Origin of the sequence: Kocuria sp. UCD-OTCP, assembly GCF_000349605.1 — a bacterium.
Classification (GTDB): Bacteria; Actinomycetota; Actinomycetes; order Actinomycetales; family Micrococcaceae; genus Kocuria; species Kocuria rosea.
The window spans coordinates 115,845-132,685 of record NZ_AOSQ01000001.1 but is presented as its reverse complement, the minus strand read 5'-3'; the positions used below and the strand labels follow the sequence as shown (position 1 = coordinate 132,685).

Below are 16,841 nucleotides of genomic sequence, written 5' to 3'. Positions count from 1 at the left end.
AGGTGCGGCCGCGGCGCGGCCTCAGGCGGTCGCCGGCGGCACGGCCCGGCGCTGCAGCGCCCGCCTCCGGCCGAGCAGGATCAGCACGGCCGCAACGGCGGCGATGACGAGCATCGGCGCCAGCATGAACGGGCCGCCCACGCCGGCGGAGCGGTCGACCGCCTCACCCATCTGCCCCGTGAGCGTGGACACCAGGAACAGCACCACGTTGTTCGCCGCGTGCACGAGCGAGGCCGCCTCGAGCCCGCCCGTGAAGTGGGTCAGCAGCGACATCGCGACCCCGAAGACGAAGTAGTACGCGATGAGCCACCCGTCCGAGGCGAAGTGCGCGATCGAGAAGGCCGCCGCGCTCACGAGGGTGCCGAGCACGAGGGACGGGACCGCACCGGAGACCCACGAGCCCGCCGCGCGCTGGATCACCCCGCGGAACATGTACTCCTCGGCCGCCGCCTGGAGGGGCGTGGTCAGCAGGACGATCGCGAGGAAGGCCCACGCGGTCGCGTCCAGGGCCAGCGGCCCCGGGGCCTCGAGGAGCGCCACCACCGCCGCGTAGCCCACGAACAGGGGGACGACGACGACGGCCGCCCGCCCCAGCCAGCCCCACCGGAAACGACCCTCCACCGCGTGCAGCGTGCCGACCGGCTGCCGGTGCAGGTACCGGTGCAGGACCACCGCGACGGCGGCCGAGGCGATCAGCGCCAGGTTGGTGGCCAGCAGCAGCACCGGCGTCATAGCGATCTGTCCGCTCGCGAGCTCCTCCGTGCTCATGGTGCCCCGCAGGAGCTCGATCGCCACGGCGCCGAAGGACACCACGACCGAGATCAGCAGGATCGCCGCGCTCACGGCCAGGATGCTGACCAGGCCCTTCCACCAGCGGTTGCGGGGCGTGCGGTAGAACTCCGAGTGGGTGAGCGGCGCCGCGGTCGTCGGACCGCCGGACCGCGGCACCGGAGACCCGCCGCCCGGGCGGGCGGACGGGGCACCGGTCTGCCAGGGCGCCGGCCGGGGCGGAGGGTACGAGGTCATGTCCACAGGGTAGTTCTCGGGCCGTCCCGGGGAATCCACCCCGAGGTGGAAGCCGGTGGGATCAGGCCTGCTCCTCCCCGAAGACGTGGCCCCGCTGCTCGGCGTAGAACTCCGCCTCCGCGGGCTCGGGCCGGTCCTGGCCGTTGAGCAGCCGGTGCCAGAGCGGGTAGTAGGCGGGCAGCTGGGACGCCGTGGTGATGCGGTCCCGGGCCTCCTGCGGCAGCGTCAGCTCGGCGGCGTCGAGGTCCTCCGTGAGGTGCTCGAACCTGCGCGCGGCGATCACGGTGCCGTCGATGCCCGGGCGGCCCAGGATCCAGGAGATCACCACCTGGGGGATCGTCCAGCCGAGCTCCCCGGCGATCTCGTCGAAGAGCTCGATCAGGTCGTAGGCGCGGTCCCGGTCCACCACGTGGGGCTCCGGCCAGCCGGTGCCCTGACGGGTGTCGGCCGGGGTCTCGGCGCCGCGGCGGACCCTGCCGTTGAGCAGCCCCTCGCCCAGCGGGCTCCACCCGAAGGTCGCGATCCCGAGGTCCCGGGCGGCCGGGACGATCTCGTACTCGATCTCCCGGGCCTCCGGCGTGTAGTACGCCTGGTGCGCGATCGGGCCCTGCAGCCCCGCCGCCCGGGCCTCGTAGACCGTCTTGGCCAGCTGCCACCCGTTGTAGTTGGACACGCCCCAGTACCGGATCTTCCCGGCCCGGATCAGCTCGTCGGCGGTGGCGATGGTCTCGGTGATCGGGGTCTGCCCGTCCCACTGGTGGATGTAGAGCAGGTCGAGGTGGTCGGTCCGCAGCCGCTCGAGGCTGTCCTCGACCGCGCGGGTGAGGTGAAGGCGGCTGGCGCCGCCGTCGTTCGGGCCGTCCCCGGTGGGGGTCCGCGCCTTGGAGGTGAGGACCACGTTGTCCCGCCGGCTCCCCAGGATCTCGCCCAGGACGCGCTCCGAGTCCCCGGCGGAGTACAGGTTGGCGGTGTCGATGAAGTTCACGCCGCGGTCCAGGGCCTCGTCGACCTGGCGGCGGGCCTCGTCCGGGCCGAGCCCCGCGATCTTCTCGAACCCTCCGCCGGAGCCGAAGGGGATGGTGCCCAGGGCCAGCCGGGAGACGTAGAGGCCGGAACTGCCGAGTCGGGTGTACTCCATGGGGAACTCCTCTGGTCGTGATCGGTGCTGGTGGTGCGTGCTGGTGGTGCCTGCCGGCGCTCCGGAGGCGGCCGGCGGACCGGGCCCCGGGGCACGGTAGGCGACAACGACGGACGGGTGCTCAGGAATTCCTGGAGCGGGCCTCGGCGGTGGTGAGCGCGTGGGCCAGCGCGGTGAACTCGCGCACCGCCCCGGTCCAGTCGCCCAGCAGCGCCCAGAGGTCCAGGCCCTCGTGCCGGCGCTCCTCGAGCCGGTCCGCCAGGGCGGCGAGGACCGCCGAGCGCAGCTCGGTGTTGATGTTGATCTTGCCGATGCCCGCCAGGGGCGCGCGGACCAGCATGGTCTCGGGGATACCGGAGGCGCCGTGCAGCACGAGGGGGGTGCGGTCGGCGGCCTCGCAGATCTGCTCGAGGCGGCTCCAGTGCAGGCGCGGGGTGCCCTGGTAGTGCCCGTGCACGTTGCCCACGTTCACCGCCAGCAGGTCCGCCCCGGACGCGGCCAGGAAGGCGGGGACCGCATCGGGATCGGTCATGCCGCCGGCCGCGGAGGTCCGGGCCCTGTCCTCGTCGCCGGGGAGGCCGCCGAGCTCCGCCTCGACCACCACGCCGGGGCCCGCCAGCTCGCGGGCGCGGGCGACGAACGCGGCGTTCTCGGCGTGGGGCAGGGCGGAGCCGTCGGCCAGGACGGCGTCGGCACCGGCCGCCACGGCCTGCTCGACGAGCCCCAGGTCGACGGCGTGGTCCAGCTGCACGCACACGGGGGTGGCGGCGTCGTCGGCCAGGTGGCGCAGGGCGGTGACGAGGCGCCGGCCCCCGCTCCCGGCGGCCGCCTTCGGCGGGACCAGGAGGATCACGGGGCGGTCCGCGCGCTCGCTGGCGGCCACCACGGCCTGGGCCGTGGTGAAGTCGTAGGTGCTCAGCGCCGGCACGGCGGTGCGGGCGTCGAGGGCGGAGGTGACGACGTCGAGCAGGTTGGCGCGCACGGGCACAGTCCTTCGTCAGGTGTCGTTCAGCGGTCGGCCGGGGAGAGGTCCCCGAGCACGTAGGTCTTCAGGTCGGCGAGCGTCTGCTGCATGTGCTCGTCCATGGCCTGCCGGGCCCGCACGGGGTCGGCGGAGCCCAGGGCGGCGACGATCCTGCGGTGCTCGGCGATGGCGTGGGCCTGGATCTCGGGCACCCGGGAGGTCTGGGCCCGCCGCTCCTCCAGCACCCGGTGCAGCGGTGCGAACAGGACGGCGATGAACACGTTGCCGGAGGCCTGCAGGATGCGCTCGTGGAAGCGCAGGTCGGCGCGCACGAAGGCCGCCACGTCCTGGGCGCGGTGGGCGTCCTCCATGGCGTCGGCGTCCCGGGCCAGCCCGGCCAGCTCGGCGGCGGACAGCCGTCCGGCCGCCAGCTCGCAGGCGCCGGTCTCCAGGAACCGGCGCAGCTCGATCAGCTGCACGGCGGCCGCCGCGTCGTCCTGCCCCTCGGAGACCGCCCGGATGACCGCGTCCAGGGACGCCCACTGGGACACGGGGTTCACGAAGGTCCCGCGTCCGCGCTCCACGCGGAGGATGCGCTGGGCGCCCAGGGTCCTGACCGCCTCCCGCACCGTCATGCGGCTGACCTGGTGCTCCGCGCTGAGGTCGATCTCGCCGGGCACCACCGAGCCCGGGGGGAGGTCCCCGGCGACGATCCGGTCGAGGAGGGCGTCGGCGACCTGGTCGACCAGGGACGGGCGGGCCATGGTGCTCCTCTGCGGTGAGGTGGACGGCGGAGGACAGCTCCTGCGTGCTCCGCCCGTGACAGGGGATCCTATCAACCACGAAATGCCGGATGTCCGAGCTGTCGACGGACGGTTCCGCCGGCCGCCCGCGGCATCCCTGCCGTTGACCACGTGTCCCACGACACATAGCATGTCTGACATCTTACAGGTGGTGTGTCGGTGCGGAACCGGCCAGGACCTGAGGACCGTCCTGGCCGCTCCCCGAGAGGAAGTCCCCGCATGACCGCTCCCCGGACCCTGCTCGTGCTCGACGACGACCCCACCGGCTCCCAGTGCGTCCACGACGTCGACGTCGTCCTCGAGCTCGACCCCGCCCCCGTGCTGGACGTCGTCCGGCACCCCGGGCGCACCTGCTTCGTGCTCACCAACAGCCGGGCCCGGCCCGAGGCCGAGGCCGTGGCGATCAACACCGAGCTCGTCTCCGCGGTGCTGGAGGCCCTCACCGCCGAGCACCTGCCCCTGCCCCACCTCGTCTCCCGCAGCGACTCCACGCTGCGCGGGCACGTCATCGCCGAACCCACGGCCCTCGCCGACGTCCTCGCGCGGCACGGGGTGGCGGTCGACGGGTTCCTCCTCGCCCCGGCCATGCTCGAGGCCGGCCGCTACACCGAGGACGACGTCCACTACGCGGTCCTGCAGGGCCGCCCCATGCCCGTGGGGGAGACCGACTTCGCCGCGGACGCCACCTTCGGCTACTCCTCCTCCGACCTCAAGGACTTCCTCGTCGAGCGCTCCGGTGGGACGCTGGACCGGGACGCGATCCTCTCCATCGGCCTGACGGACATCCGCTCCGGGGGCGTGGACGCGGTCGCCGGCATCCTGCGCCGGGCCCGGGACCGGGCCTGGGTGGTCGTCAACGCCACGGAGTACGCGGACCTCGACACCGTGGCGCAGGCCCTGGCCGTCCTCGAGGCCGAGGGCCGCACGTTCGTCACCCGGTGCGGCCCGTCCTTCGTGCGGCCCCTGGCCGGGCTGACCGGCTCGCGCGAGCTCGGCCCGGAGGACATCGTGGTGGGCCCCGGGCGGCTGCCGCACGGACTCGTGGCGGTCGGCTCCCACGTGGGGCTCACCAACCGCCAGCTCGCCGAGCTGCGGACCCGCCGCGACCTCTTCGAGGTCGAGCTCCACGTGCCCACCCTGCTCGACGACGACGCCCGCCCCGGCTACGTGGCCGACGCCGTCGCGCGGATCACCGAGGCGCTGGGGACCAGCGACGCGGTCGTGTGGACGAGCCGCGAGCTCGTGCGCACGGACGACCCCGACGAGTCGCTGGCCATCGCCCGGTCGGTCTCCGACGCGCTCGTGGAGGTCGTGCACGGGGTGGCGCAGGCCCGCCCGGCGTGGGTCGTGGCCAAGGGCGGGATCACCTCCCACGAGGTGGCCCACCGCGGTCTCGGCATCCGCCGGGCCACCGTGGCCGGCCAGTTCTTCCCCGGCCAGATCTCCATGTTCCAGCCCACCGACGCCCCGGACACCACCCGGGGCGGGCCCTACGTGGTCTTCCCCGGCAACGTGGGCACCGAGAGCGCCCTCGCCGACGTCGTGGAGGTCCTCGACCGGGCCGCCGCACACACCCGCACCTCTGATCCCCAGGAGAACCCGTCATGAGCACACCCCTGTCCGTCGGCTTCCTGGGTCTGGGCGCCATGGGCGCCCCCATGGCCCTCACGCTGGCCCGCGCCGGCTTCCCCGTCCGCGGCTTCGACGTCTCCCCCCGCGCCGGGGAGGTCGTGGGCGACGCCCTGGAGCTGCTGGCCGATCCCCGGCAGGCGGCGTCCGGTGCCGATGTCGTCGTCGTCATGGTCGCGACCGGGGCGCAGCTGCACGACGTCCTGTTCGGCGAGCGCGGCATCGCCGACGCCCTGGACCCGGACACGGTCCTGCTCGTGATGGCGACCGTCGGCCCCCAGGCCGTGGAGTCCGCCGCGCAGGGCCTCGAGGGCCGCGGTGTCCGGCGGGTCGTCGACGCCCCGGTGTCCGGCGGCACGGCGCGCGCCGCCACCGGGGACCTGCTCGTGATGGTCGGCGGCGCCGACCAGGACGTCGCGGCGGTCCGGCCGCTGCTGGACGCGATGGCCGCCAACGCCCCGCTCGTCGGCCCCCGGGTGGGCGACGGGCAGCGGTTCAAGGTGGTCAACCAGCTGCTATGCGGGGTGCACATCGCCGTGGCGGGCGAGGCGCTGGCCCTGGCGGACTCCATGGGCCTGGACCCGGCGCAGTGCCTGGAGGTCCTCTCGACCGGGGCCGCCACGTCCTTCATGTTCGAGGACCGCGGGCCGCGGATGCTGCAGGGCGAGCAGGCCGAGGTCCGCTCCGCCCTGGACATCTTCGTCAAGGACATGGGCCTGGTCACGGACGCCGCCCGGGCGGTCGCCCAGCCGGTGCCGCTGGCCTCGGCGGCCGAGCAGCTCTACGTGCGCGGCCGCCGCGAGGGCCACGGCCGGCACGACGACTCCTCGGTCTTCGACATCCTCCGCTCCCGGTAGGGGCAGCTCGCACGCGCCCGGCTGTCCCGTCGGCGCCGGCTGACCCGCCGGCACCCGGTTGACCACGGGATCGCGTGGTCAACCGGGTGCCGGCGGGTCAGCCGGGCCGCACGCGGTCAGTCGAGGGAGCTCGCCGGGGCGGCGATGAGCTCCTCCGTCATATCGGCCACGGCCGCGCGGATCGCGGTCATGACCGCCCGCACGGCGGGCCGGCGCAGCAGGTCGGCGCGGGAGACCACCCAGTACTCCACGGGGAACCACAGCTCCTGGGGGAAGAGCCGGACCAGGTCCCCGGCCCGCTCGGCGAGATAGCAGGGCAGCAGCCCGACCCCGGCGCCCGCCCGGGTGAGTTCCACGTGCACCACGGAGGACGTCGCGCCCACGCCCTGGCGCATCCGCGGGAACCGCCGGCGCGGGATGTCCAGCTCCGCGACGTCCTGCATGGAGTCCACGAAGTAGATGAGCGGGTGCTCCTGCACCTGGTCGGGCGTGCGGATGGCCGGGTGGGCGGCCAGGTAGTTCCGGGAGGCGTAGACGCCCAGGGAGTAGTCCGCCAGGTGGAAGGCCTCCTTGCGGGAGACCTCCGGGCGCCCGACGACCACCTCCAGGTCGATGCCCACGGGATTCGTCTGCGCCCGCCGTGCCGCGTTGATCATCTCCAGCCGCACCCCGGGGTGCTCCTCGATGAGCCGCCGCATGGCCGCGCCCATCACCACGCCGCCGAAGCCGTCCGGGGCCAGCGCCCACACCACGCCGTTGACGGTGCTGCCGCGCCCGCCTGCGCCGAGCGGGAGGGAGCCCAGCGCCGCCTCGATCTCCTCGCCGGCGGCCACGAACTTCCGGCCCAGCTCGCTGGGCTCCCACATCTCCCCGGTGCGCACGAGCAGCCGGGCGCCCACGGTCTTCTCGAGCGCCGCCATCCGCCGCGACACGGTCGTGTGACTGAGCCCGAGGTCCGCGGCGGCGCCGGCGTAGGAGCCGTGGCGGACCACCGCGAGCAGCAGCAGGAGGTCGTCGGCACCGTGCGACAAGGGGCTTCTCCTCCCGGGGGCTGGACCGGCCCGGGGGAACGCACACGTCCGGGCGGCATGTGCATTTTTGCACAGGCGCCGCGAGCGCATGGTCATTGTGAAGCGCACCACATATCCGCACACTGTAGGCAAACATTGTGACCACCGTCACCGTTTCCCCAGCAGGAGGAGAACCACATGAGCACCGAGGACAGGGTCGCCGCGTCGGCGGACCCGAACGACTCCCCCGAGAACCGGGGCGGGCTGAAGAAGGTCGTGGCGGCCTCGATGGCCGGCACGGTCGTGGAGTGGTACGAGTTCTTCCTCTTCGCCACCGCGTCCACCCTGGTCTTCGGCCAGCTCTTCTTCGTGGACACCGGCAACCCGCTGGACGGCATCCTCAAGGCGTTCCTGATCTACGCGGTCGGCTTCATCGCCCGCCCGCTTGGCGGCATCGTCTTCGGCCACTTCGGCGACAAGTACGGGCGCAAGCACCTGCTGCAGATCTCGATCGTCATGGTCGGCGCCGCCACCTTCCTCATGGGCTGCCTGCCCGGCTTCGAGCAGGTCGGCTACTGGGCCCCCGCCATGCTGGTGGTGCTGCGCTTCGTGCAGGGCTTCGCGGTGGGCGGCGAGTGGGGCGGCGCGGTCCTGCTCGTGGCCGAGCACTCCCCCAACAAGGAGCGCGGCTTCTGGTCCAGCTGGCCGCAGGCCGCCGTGCCGCTGGGCAACCTGCTGGCCACCGTCGTGCTGCTCACCCTGTCCTTCACCCTCTCCGAGGAGGCCTTCCTCTCCTGGGGCTGGCGCGTGGGCTTCTGGCTCTCGATCGTCATCGTGGCCATCGGCTACTACATCCGCACCCACGTGACGGACGCCGCGATCTTCAAGGAGGCCCAGCAGGAGGTCCGCGAGGAGAAGTCCGCCGCCTACGGCGTGGGCGAGGTCTTCCGCCGCTACCCCCGCGGCGTCTTCGGCGCCATGGGCCTGCGCTTCGCCGAGAACATCCTCTACTACGTGGTGGTCACCTTCTCGATCACCTACCTGTCCACCCAGCGTGACGTGGACACCAGCCGGATCCTGCTCCTGCTGCTGATCGCCCACGTGATCCACGCGATCTGCGTGCCGCTCGTCGGCCGGGCCACCGACAGGGTGGGCCGCCGCCCGATGTACGCCGCGGGCGCCTTCCTCGGCATCTTCTGGGCGTTCATCGCCTTCCCGATGTTCAACACGGACAACAGCTTCATCATCCTGGCGGCCATCACCATCGGCCTGATGATCCACGCGCTCATGTACGCCGGGCAGCCGGCCATCATGGCCGAGATGTTCCCCACCCGGATGCGCTACTCGGGCGTCTCCCTGGGCTACCAGGTGACCTCGATCGTGGCCGGCTCGCTGGCCCCGATCATCGCCACCGCCCTGCTGCGCGAGTTCAACTCCTGGGTGCCGATCGCGATCTACATCGCCATCGCCTGCCTCATCACCCTCTTCGCGGTGTGGACGCTGCGCGAGACCAAGGGCATCTCCCTGCAGGACATCGACGCCGAGGACCGGCGCCGGCTCTCCGAGGAGAAGTCCGCCGAGGACCGGACCTCCTGATCCCCGACCTCCGCACCCACCCGCGCCCAGCGGCGGACCGGCTCCCCGGTCCGCCGCTGGGCGCGCTGTGCACGACCCCCAGCTCCCGACACCCTCGACACCTTGCAGAAGGGACTCCCCGATGACCACCATCACCTGGATCGGCCTCGGCCACATGGGCAACCCGATGTCCGCCAACCTCGCCGGGGCGGGCTACGACGTCCGCGGCCACGACGTCAGCGCCGACGCCATGGCGGCCGCCCGCGACCGCGGCGTGCAGACCTTCGACACGCTGGAGGAGGCCCTCCAGGGCGCCGACGTCGTGTTCACGATGCTGCCCAAGGGCGAGCACGCCCGGGCCGTCTACCTCGGCGACAGCGGCGTCATCGCGCTCGCCCCGAAGGACGCGCTGCTCATCGACAGCTCCACCATCGACGTGGAGACCGCGGAGGAGCTCCACCGGGCCGCCGAGGACGCCGGCTTCCGCTTCGTGGACGCGCCGGTCTCCGGCGGGATCAGCGGCGCGGCCGCGGCCACCCTGACCTTCATGGTCGGCGGGAAGCCCGACGTCGTGGAGCAGGCCCGGACGTTCATCGAGCCCATGGCCCGCAAGATCGTGGCCACGGGCCACGCCGGCACGGGCCAGGCCGCCAAGATCGTCAACAACATGATGCTGTTCATCTGCCTCGAGGCCTGCGCCGAGGGCTCCGTGCTCGCCGACCGGCTGGGCCTGGACCCGCAGGTGTTCTGGGACATCGCCTCGGTGTCCTCGGGCAACTCCTGGGCGCTGCAGACCTGGTACCCCGTGCCCGGCATCGTGGACTCCGCCGCGGCGAACAAGAACTTCGAGGCCACCTTCAGCGCCGCCCTCGCCGCCAAGGACGCCGGTCTGGCACTCATGGCGGGCGAGCAGACCGGCGTGGAGCTGCCCGCCGCCAAGCTCGTGGCCGAGAGGCTGCAGCAGCTCATCGACGAGGGGCTCGGGGACAAGGACTGCTCCCTCATCACCAAGTACGCCGCGCCGGACGGGAAGATCCCGGGCTGGGACCCGGACAAGGCCTGAACGGCGCCGAGACCACCACGACCGAGGAGGACACCATGCAGAACACCAAGCAGGACGCCGAGGCCCGCACGCAGCAGGACGCCGAGCGGGGCGCCCGGGACCCCCGGACCACCGGCGCGGTCATCGAGCACTTCATCGACGGGAAGCGCCACGGCGGGTCCGGACGCACCGCGGACGTCTACAACCCCGCGACCGGGCAGGTGGCCAAGCAGGTGCTGCTGGCCTCCGCCGAGGACGTCGCCACCGCGGTGGAGGCCGCCGAGCTCGCCCTGCCCGGCTGGCGGGCCACCGGGCTGTCGAAGCGCTCGGCGATCATGTTCAAGGTCGAGAACATCATCCGCGAGCGCACCCCGGAGCTGGCCGCTATCATCACCGCCGAGCACGGCAAGGTCCTGTCGGACGCGGCCGGCGAGGTCGCCCGCGGGCTGGAGAACGTGCAGTTCTGCGCGGGACTGATGCACCACATGAAGGGCGAGTTCCTCGAGCAGGCCGCCACCGGGGTGGACGTGCACCAGACCCGCCAGCCGGTGGGCGTGGTCGCCTGCATCACCCCGTTCAACTTCCCCGCCATGGTCCCGCTGTGGATGATCACCACCGCGATCGCCGCCGGGAACACCGTGATCCTCAAGCCCTCCGAGCGGGACCCCTCGGCGGCGGTGTGGATCGCCGAGGCCTTCGCCGAGGCCGGGCTGCCCCCGGGTGTGCTCAACGTGGTGCACGGGGACAAGGAGGCCGTGGACGAGCTGCTGACGAACCCGCTGGTCAAGGCCGTGTCCTTCGTGGGCTCCACCCCGATCGCCAAGTACATCTACGAGACCTCGGCGCAGCACGGCAAGCGGGTGCAGGCGCTGGGCGGGGCGAAGAACCACATGGTGGTCATGCCGGACGCGGACCTGGACGGGGCCGCCGACGCCGCGATCTCGGCCGCCTACGGCTCCGCCGGGGAGCGCTGCATGGCGGTCTCGGTGCTCGTCACCGTGGGGGACGTGGCCGACCCGCTCATCGAGCGGCTGAAGGAGCGGATCGCGAAGCTGACCATCGGGGACGGCACCGACCCGGCCTCCGAGATGGGCCCGCTCATCACGAGGGCGGCCCTGGACCGGGTCAACGGCTACGTGACCGGGGCGGAGGCCGAGGGTGCGACCGTCGTCGTCGACGGCACGCAGCAGGAGTTCGACGGCGAGGGGTTCTTCACCGGCGTCTCGCTGCTGGACCACGTGAAGCCCGGCATGAAGGCCTACGACGAGGAGATCTTCGGCCCGGTACTGTCCGTGGTGCGGGTGGACACCTACGAGGAGGCCGTGCGGCTGATCAACACCAACCAGTTCGCCAACGGGGTGGCGGTGTTCACCCGCGACGGCAAGACGGCCCGGCAGTTCGAGTTCGAGATCGAGGTCGGCATGGTCGGGGTCAACGTCCCCATCCCGGTGCCGATCGGCGCGTTCTCGTTCGGCGGCTGGAAGAACTCCCTCTTCGGCGACACCCACATGTACGGGCCGGAGGCGTTCAACTTCTACACCCGCCGCAAGCTCGTGACCACGCGCTGGCCCGAGCCCTCGGAGTCCCAGATCAACCTGGGCTTCCCGACCCACTGACGGGTCCGCCGGGGTCCCGGCCATGACGAGGCCGGTCCCCGCCCTCGGTTCGGAGGGCGGGGACCGGCGTGCGCGCCCCGGTCAGCTCTTGAGGCCGTCGCCGATGTTGCGGGCGGCGTCCTTCAGGTGCTCGCCGGCCTGCCGGGTGGTCCCGGCCGTCTTCTGCGCCTGGCCCTCGGCCTGCAGATCGCGGTTGTCGGTGGCGTCACCGACCGCCGCCTTGGCCGAGCCGACCGCCTTGTCGGTCGCGTTGCGGATCTTGTCGTCGAGTCCCATCGGGATCTCCTTTCGTGCCCCGGCGTCCTCGGCCGGGGGTCTTCGGCCGGGGTGCTGCGCCGTGGGGCCGGCGCGGGGGCCCGGCGGGGCGGGGCGCCGGCTCAGGCGGCCCCGGGTCCGGGGTGCCGGCAGTCCTCGACGTGCTCGTGGAGCTGCCGCTCGTCGACGGCCTCGACCGCCTCGGCCATCGCGTGCAGGAAGGCGGTCACGGTGGCGGCCTCCTCGGCGGACAGATCCCGGGCGGCACGGAGCATCCGCTCGTGCATGGCGCCCAGGGTGGAGCGGACCTCGCAGTCGGCCTCCTGGGTGGCCACGATCACCAGCGCCCGCCGGTCCGTGGGGTGGGGGCGGCGGGCCACGTGGCCGCTGCGGGAGAGCCGGTCCAGCAGCGTGGTGGTGGAGGCCGAGGAGATGCCCAGCTTGCTCGCCAGGTCCCGGGGGCTCATGGGGGTCCCGGCGCGGTCGGCCTCCAGCAGGTAGCGCAGGGCCAGCACGTCCTTCTCCCCCATGCCCATGGAGTCGCGGGTGCGCAGCCGCATGGCGGACTCGGCCGCCCGGTAGGCCCGCAGGGCCTCGAGCACCTGCACGGCCGGAGGACGGTCGCCCTCGGCGGCGTACCAGTAGCCGGACGAGGTGCGGGGATGTGCGGTCATGCGTCCAGTGTAGGTGATCTACAAATCAGATGAACTGATAACTAGACAATCTAGTAATACTGCTGTTCGATGGGATCGTGTGGTCCTGTGAGGGAGCGCACGCCGTCGCAGAGGAACACCGCAGGGTACGTGAGGAAGAGGTCGGAAGATGAGCCAGCAGCTGCACCCCGGATCCACCGTCGAGACGACAGAGCACTCCCCCCTCCGGGCGGTCCGGAACGACCCCGGGGCGGTTCCCGCCGCCCCCGTGCACTGCGGCGAGCCCATGCCGGTGCGCACCCTGGACTTCGCCGAGGTGCAGGACCACGTCAACCACGCCGTGGCGCAGGCGGCGATCGACGGCCGCCGGGTGCACGCCTGCGCCTGCGGCTTCCTGCAGGAGACGCCGGTCCCCGGAGGCACGGTGCCCTCGATCGTCCCCGACGGCGAGGCGATGCTGTTCCGCCCGTTCTTCACCCGGCGCGTCCTCGCCGCGGCCGGACGGGTCGAGAACGCCGAGTGGTCCTTCGACCAGGCCCTGGCGGACGCCGGGCCTCTTGCCGCCCCGGACGCCCAGGAGCAGGCCCGGCGCCTGTGCGCCTACGAGGCCGGCCTCGAGGCCGAGCGCTGGCGGCTGGACCAGGCCCTCGAGTCGCTGCGCGACGAGCTCCGCCTGGCCGTGCGCCACGGCGTGCCGATCACCCTCCTGGCCCGCGAGGCGGCCCTCGACGAGGCGGACGTGGTGGACCTGCTGCACCTGGGCGACATCCCCGCGACGTCCCCCGCGCACTCCTCCGCGAACTCTCCGGCGACCTCTCCCGCGGACGGGACCGGCCGCGCGCTCGCCGAGGCCTGCTGAGCCCCCCCCGGGCCGCGCGTGCCGGGCCGCTACGCTGGAAGGGCCCCGCAACGCCGCCGCGCCCCGGAAGGACGCCCGTGAAGTCGATCGTCGCGACCCTGCTCGTCCTGGCCCTGGTGCTGACCTCGGCCGGGGCGCTGCTGACCACCGTGGACGCCCAGGAGTGGCTGCCCGTCGTGGTGCTCGCGGCCCTCGCCTACCTCGGGACGTTCACCCTGTACCGGCGCGTGCGGGACCGCTGGGCCGAGCGCTACGCCGACCGCCGGGACTGATCCCGGCGCGAGCGGCGCCACGACCGCCACGCCCCGGTGGACCACAGGGCCCACAGCACGAGCAGCGGCTGGAACAGCAGCCGCACGGCCCGGGCGCGGTCGGTGTCCAGACCGAAGGCGTCCGTGCGCGTGAGGTACTGCGAGACGTTGCCCGGGAACACGGCCACGAAGAACGCCGCGGCGAGCCACCCGAGCAGCACCCGCCGCCGGGGCAGGACCACCAGCGCCGCGCCGAGGACGATCTCCACCACCCCGGAGCCCAGCACCACGGCGTCGTCGGGCACGGGCAGCCACTCGGGAACCTGGGCCGTGAACTCCTGGCGGGCCACCGTGAGGTGGCTGATCCCGGCGCCGAGCAGGACGAGCCCGAGGAGCACCCGGGCGATCGTGCGCGGCAGGGAGGCGGCCGGTGCTGCCGGCCGGGCGGACGAGGTCATGCCCGCAGACTAGAGGTCATGCCCGCGAATCGACAGCGCGGGCTCAGGAGCGGTCGAAGTCCGCCTTGCGGATCAGCCCGTGCACCCCCACGGTGCGGTCCACCACCTGGGAGATGGCGAAGTCCGCGGCGGCCGAGAGGTAGGCGTAGGCCACGGCGCGCTCCATGCCCTTGTCCTGCTCGAGGAAGTCGAGGGCGTTGAGCACGGCCCGGCGCATCGCCACGTCCAGATCGGAGTTCTGCTCCCCGCCGGCCGCGCCGTCCGGGTCGGAGAGCCCGATCGGGATCCAGTGCTCGTCCGTCTCCGCGAAGGGGTAGGAGTGGGCCACGGAGGGCGCGTCCCCCTCCCCGGCCTTGCAGACCGTGAGCCGGAACGTGCCGCGCAGCGAGCCCTCCATCGCGGTGAGCGCCACCTCGCCGTCGCCCATGGCCATGTGCGGGTCCCCCACGTAGAACAGGGCGCCGTCCGTCTGCACGGGCAGGTAGAAGGTGGAGCCCACGCCGAGGTGGCGGATGTCGATGTTGCCGCCGCCCAGCGTCGGCGGGATCGAGTTGAGCAGGTCGTCGGTGGGCCCGGAGCCCTGCTGGTATGCGACGCCCATCATGCCCATGAACGGGCGCAGCGGGAACCGCACGGCCCCGCCGGCCATGACGCCCTGACCGTGCTCCACCGGGGTGAACGTGGAGACGTTGCCGTACTCCTGCGGGTTGCCCGTGGACCGGCCGTCCGTGCCCACCGCCGGCAGCACGTCCTCGACGAGGATGTCGGCCACCGGCCCGCCGCGGGCGGGGCCCGGTAGCGCGCCCTTGCCGTGGCGGCTCGAGACCACCCCGTACGGCACGCGCAGGTCGGCGTGCAGGGTCTCGATCTTCAGGACGTCCCCGGGCCGCGCCTCCTCGACGAACACCGGGCCGGTCACCACGTGCGGGCCGTCCCGGTCGAAGTCCCGCTCGGTGCGGTCGTAGTCGCGGGCGATCTCCACCGCGTCGTCCAGGACCCGGGCGCGGGAGACCCCCTGCGCGCCGAAGAACTCCACCGGGTCCCGGCCCTGGTCCTCGAGGATCCCCTCGTGGGAGACGGCGTCGATGGTGACCGTGCGCCCCGAGCGCATGCGCAGCGAGGGCTCGGCGTCCACGGACGGGACGTAGCCCCACAGCACGCTGTCCACGTCCGAGGGCAGGTAGTGGTCCCCGGGGATCCTGCCCTTCCCGGGCTGCAGGACGGAGCCCCGGAAGCCGGGGCGGCCGCCCTTCGGGTGCTGGGCGCCCATCGGGACGGCCGCGGAGGCCGCGCCGACCCCGGTGCCGGTGACCGCACCGGCGGCGGCCACGGCGGTGGCCGCCCGGAAGAAGGTGCGCCGCCCCAGACCCCGCTGGAGTTCGTCGGCGGCGCGGCGGGCGAAGTGCTCACTCATGGGTGTCTCCTGCGGTCAGGGGCGGCTTTCTCGAACGCCTACGACCATAGGGAGAGCGTGTTTCCGGTTCGGGGTCCCCGTGTTTCCGGGCCGTGACGGCGAGCGCCGAGGGCGGGAGCGGGGGTTGGACAGGTCACCGGGCGCCCCGGCCGTGGTGCTACCGGCGGCGACAGCCCGACCTCGTTGTCGGGACCGCGCACGGACGCCCGCGTGACCTGCGTCACCCACAGTAGGGGTCACCGGGGGGTCCGGCATGTCCCATGCGAAATATGACGGTTACGAATGCACATCGATCGGGGCGGGTCGGCGGAACCCGTGGCGAGGTGCTGATTCAGCGGAAGTCGGCCTTGCGGATCCGGCCGTGGGCGCCCGCGGAGCTGTCCTCAAGCCGGGTGACGGCGAACTCCGCGGCGCTGGAGAGATAGGCGTGGGCGATGGGCCGGTCCATGCCGCGGTCCCGGGCCAGGAAGTCCACCCCGGCCCGCACGGCCTGCTGCATGGCCGCGGTCAGGCAGAACGTCTGCTCGTCGGCGTCCTCCGTCCCCGAGCGCCCGACGACGATCCAGTGCTCGTCGGTCTCGGCGAACGGCTGCCGGTGCGCCACGGCGGGCACGTCCTGGGCGCCGGTCCGGCACACGGTCACCCGGAAGGTGCCGCGCAGGGGCTGCCCGGCCGCGCCGAGGGCCCGGTGGAGCTCCCGGGGGCAGAAGGCGGCCCCGTCCGCACGGACCGGCAGGTAGGCGGTGCACCCGGTCCCGAGCGGAGCGCCGGACGCGCCGGGGTCCGCGACCTGGAGCACCTCGACCTTGAGCGCGTCTCCGGAGCGGGCCGCCGGCAGGAGCACCGGGCCCGTGACCACGTGCGGGCCGAGCCCGTCGAGGGCGGGGACGTCGTGGGCGGAGACGTCGTGCCCCTCCTCCGCCCGGGGTGCCTCGGGGGTCTCGGCCGCCGGGCGTCCGTCCTGCGCGGGACCCCCCGGCTGCGGGCGCTGGAAGCCTGGGACGCCCAGTCCGGACGAGGGGTGGGCGGCCCGCGCGGCCGCGGCGCGGGCCCGGGCGGCGTCCTCGGGGTCCGGCTCGGCGCGGAGGGGCTCGGGGCGGGCGGGGGCGGCAGCGGTGCCGCCGACCACCCGGAGGACCGGCCGCCGGGCGTGCGGCACCACGGGCGCGGGTCCTGGTCCGGCGTGCTCGGTCATGGGCTGCTCCTTGGGGGCGGGGCGAGCGGTTCAGCTCCGACGGTAGGAAGTGCGTGTTACTGCATCGGGCACGTCGTGTTTCCGGAGCATGACGAT

At 73.3% G+C, this 16,841-nt stretch carries 17 protein-coding genes; 7 read left to right on the top strand and 10 right to left on the bottom strand.

All coding sequences use genetic code 11. From position 1 onward, the window contains the following. Positions 1-21: 21 nt before the first annotated feature. The 4 genes from H488_RS19980 to H488_RS19965 form a co-directional block, all read right to left on the bottom strand. The gene (locus tag H488_RS19980) at positions 22-1,026 is read right to left on the bottom strand and encodes a CPBP family intramembrane glutamic endopeptidase (protein WP_017831838.1); all 1,005 of its coding nucleotides are present in this window, start codon (positions 1,024-1,026) and stop codon (positions 22-24) included. Between the two features lie 61 nt (positions 1,027-1,087). Further along, positions 1,088-2,164, bottom strand: coding sequence for an aldo/keto reductase (locus H488_RS19975; protein WP_017831837.1), 1,077 nt, complete (start codon positions 2,162-2,164; stop codon positions 1,088-1,090). A 121-nt stretch (positions 2,165-2,285) separates the two neighbouring features. Then, the gene (locus H488_RS19970) at positions 2,286-3,146 is read right to left on the bottom strand and encodes a class II fructose-bisphosphate aldolase (RefSeq protein WP_017831836.1); all 861 of its coding nucleotides are present in this window, start codon (positions 3,144-3,146) and stop codon (positions 2,286-2,288) included. Between the two features lie 26 nt (positions 3,147-3,172). Then, positions 3,173-3,892: a FadR/GntR family transcriptional regulator gene (locus tag H488_RS19965; RefSeq protein ID WP_017831835.1), complete on the bottom strand. Its 720-nt coding sequence runs from the start codon at positions 3,890-3,892 to the stop codon at positions 3,173-3,175. 258 nt (positions 3,893-4,150) lie between these two features. On the opposite strand from H488_RS19965, the gene H488_RS19960 reads away from it, so the two are divergent. Next, entirely contained in the window at positions 4,151-5,539 is a 1,389-nt protein-coding gene (locus tag H488_RS19960; RefSeq protein WP_017831834.1) for a four-carbon acid sugar kinase family protein, read from the top strand. Then, a complete protein-coding gene (locus H488_RS19955; protein WP_017831833.1) occupies positions 5,536-6,417 on the top strand; it encodes an NAD(P)-dependent oxidoreductase in 882 nt (293 codons plus the stop codon). The genes H488_RS19960 and H488_RS19955 overlap by 4 nt, the downstream gene beginning before the upstream one ends. Positions 6,418-6,533: 116 nt before the next feature. Here the strand turns inward: H488_RS19955 and H488_RS19950 are convergent, their stop codons facing one another. Then, a complete protein-coding gene (locus H488_RS19950) occupies positions 6,534-7,448 on the bottom strand; it encodes a LysR family transcriptional regulator (protein WP_017831832.1) in 915 nt (304 codons plus the stop codon). 177 nt (positions 7,449-7,625) lie between these two features. Between H488_RS19950 and H488_RS19945 the strand changes: the two genes are divergently transcribed. The 3 genes from H488_RS19945 (at position 7,626) to H488_RS19935 (ending at position 11,660) form a co-directional block, all read left to right on the top strand. Further along, positions 7,626-9,023 (top strand): MFS transporter, encoded by a 1,398-nt coding sequence (locus H488_RS19945; RefSeq protein WP_017831831.1) that lies wholly within the window; start codon positions 7,626-7,628, stop codon positions 9,021-9,023. A 121-nt stretch (positions 9,024-9,144) separates the two neighbouring features. Then, the gene (gene mmsB, locus H488_RS19940) at positions 9,145-10,065 is read left to right on the top strand and encodes a 3-hydroxyisobutyrate dehydrogenase (protein ID WP_017831830.1); all 921 of its coding nucleotides are present in this window, start codon (positions 9,145-9,147) and stop codon (positions 10,063-10,065) included. A gap of 35 nt (positions 10,066-10,100) precedes the next feature. Beyond that, complete coding sequence (locus H488_RS19935; protein ID WP_017831829.1) at positions 10,101-11,660, top strand: CoA-acylating methylmalonate-semialdehyde dehydrogenase; 1,560 nt, start codon at positions 10,101-10,103, stop codon at positions 11,658-11,660. Positions 11,661-11,741: 81 nt separating this feature from the next. Here H488_RS19935 and H488_RS19930 read toward each other — a convergent pair whose 3' ends face one another. Next, positions 11,742-11,936 carry a CsbD family protein gene (locus H488_RS19930; protein WP_017831828.1) on the bottom strand — a complete coding sequence of 65 codons (195 nt, stop codon included), beginning with the start codon at positions 11,934-11,936 and terminating at the stop codon, positions 11,742-11,744. A gap of 101 nt (positions 11,937-12,037) precedes the next feature. Beyond that, positions 12,038-12,589, bottom strand: a complete 552-nt coding sequence (locus tag H488_RS19925) for a MarR family winged helix-turn-helix transcriptional regulator (RefSeq protein ID WP_017831827.1) — start codon at positions 12,587-12,589, stop codon at positions 12,038-12,040. 148 nt (positions 12,590-12,737) lie between these two features. Between H488_RS19925 and H488_RS19920 the strand changes: the two genes are divergently transcribed. After that, positions 12,738-13,427 (top strand): hypothetical protein, encoded by a 690-nt coding sequence (locus H488_RS19920; protein WP_017831826.1) that lies wholly within the window; start codon positions 12,738-12,740, stop codon positions 13,425-13,427. 77 nt (positions 13,428-13,504) lie between these two features. After that, a complete protein-coding gene (locus H488_RS19915) occupies positions 13,505-13,699 on the top strand; it encodes a hypothetical protein (RefSeq protein WP_017831825.1) in 195 nt (64 codons plus the stop codon). Here the strand turns inward: H488_RS19915 and H488_RS19910 are convergent. From H488_RS19910 to H488_RS35870, 3 genes are all read right to left on the bottom strand, one after another. Continuing rightward, positions 13,678-14,136 carry a DoxX family protein gene (locus H488_RS19910; RefSeq protein WP_017831824.1) on the bottom strand — a complete coding sequence of 153 codons (459 nt, stop codon included), beginning with the start codon at positions 14,134-14,136 and terminating at the stop codon, positions 13,678-13,680. The genes H488_RS19915 and H488_RS19910 overlap by 22 nt on opposite strands. Before the next feature lie 43 nt (positions 14,137-14,179). Then, positions 14,180-15,550: an acetamidase/formamidase family protein gene (locus H488_RS19905; RefSeq protein WP_017831823.1), complete on the bottom strand. Its 1,371-nt coding sequence runs from the start codon at positions 15,548-15,550 to the stop codon at positions 14,180-14,182. 331 nt (positions 15,551-15,881) lie between these two features. Further along, a complete protein-coding gene (locus H488_RS35870; protein ID WP_017831822.1) occupies positions 15,882-16,745 on the bottom strand; it encodes a hypothetical protein in 864 nt (287 codons plus the stop codon). Positions 16,746-16,841 lie beyond the last annotated feature (96 nt).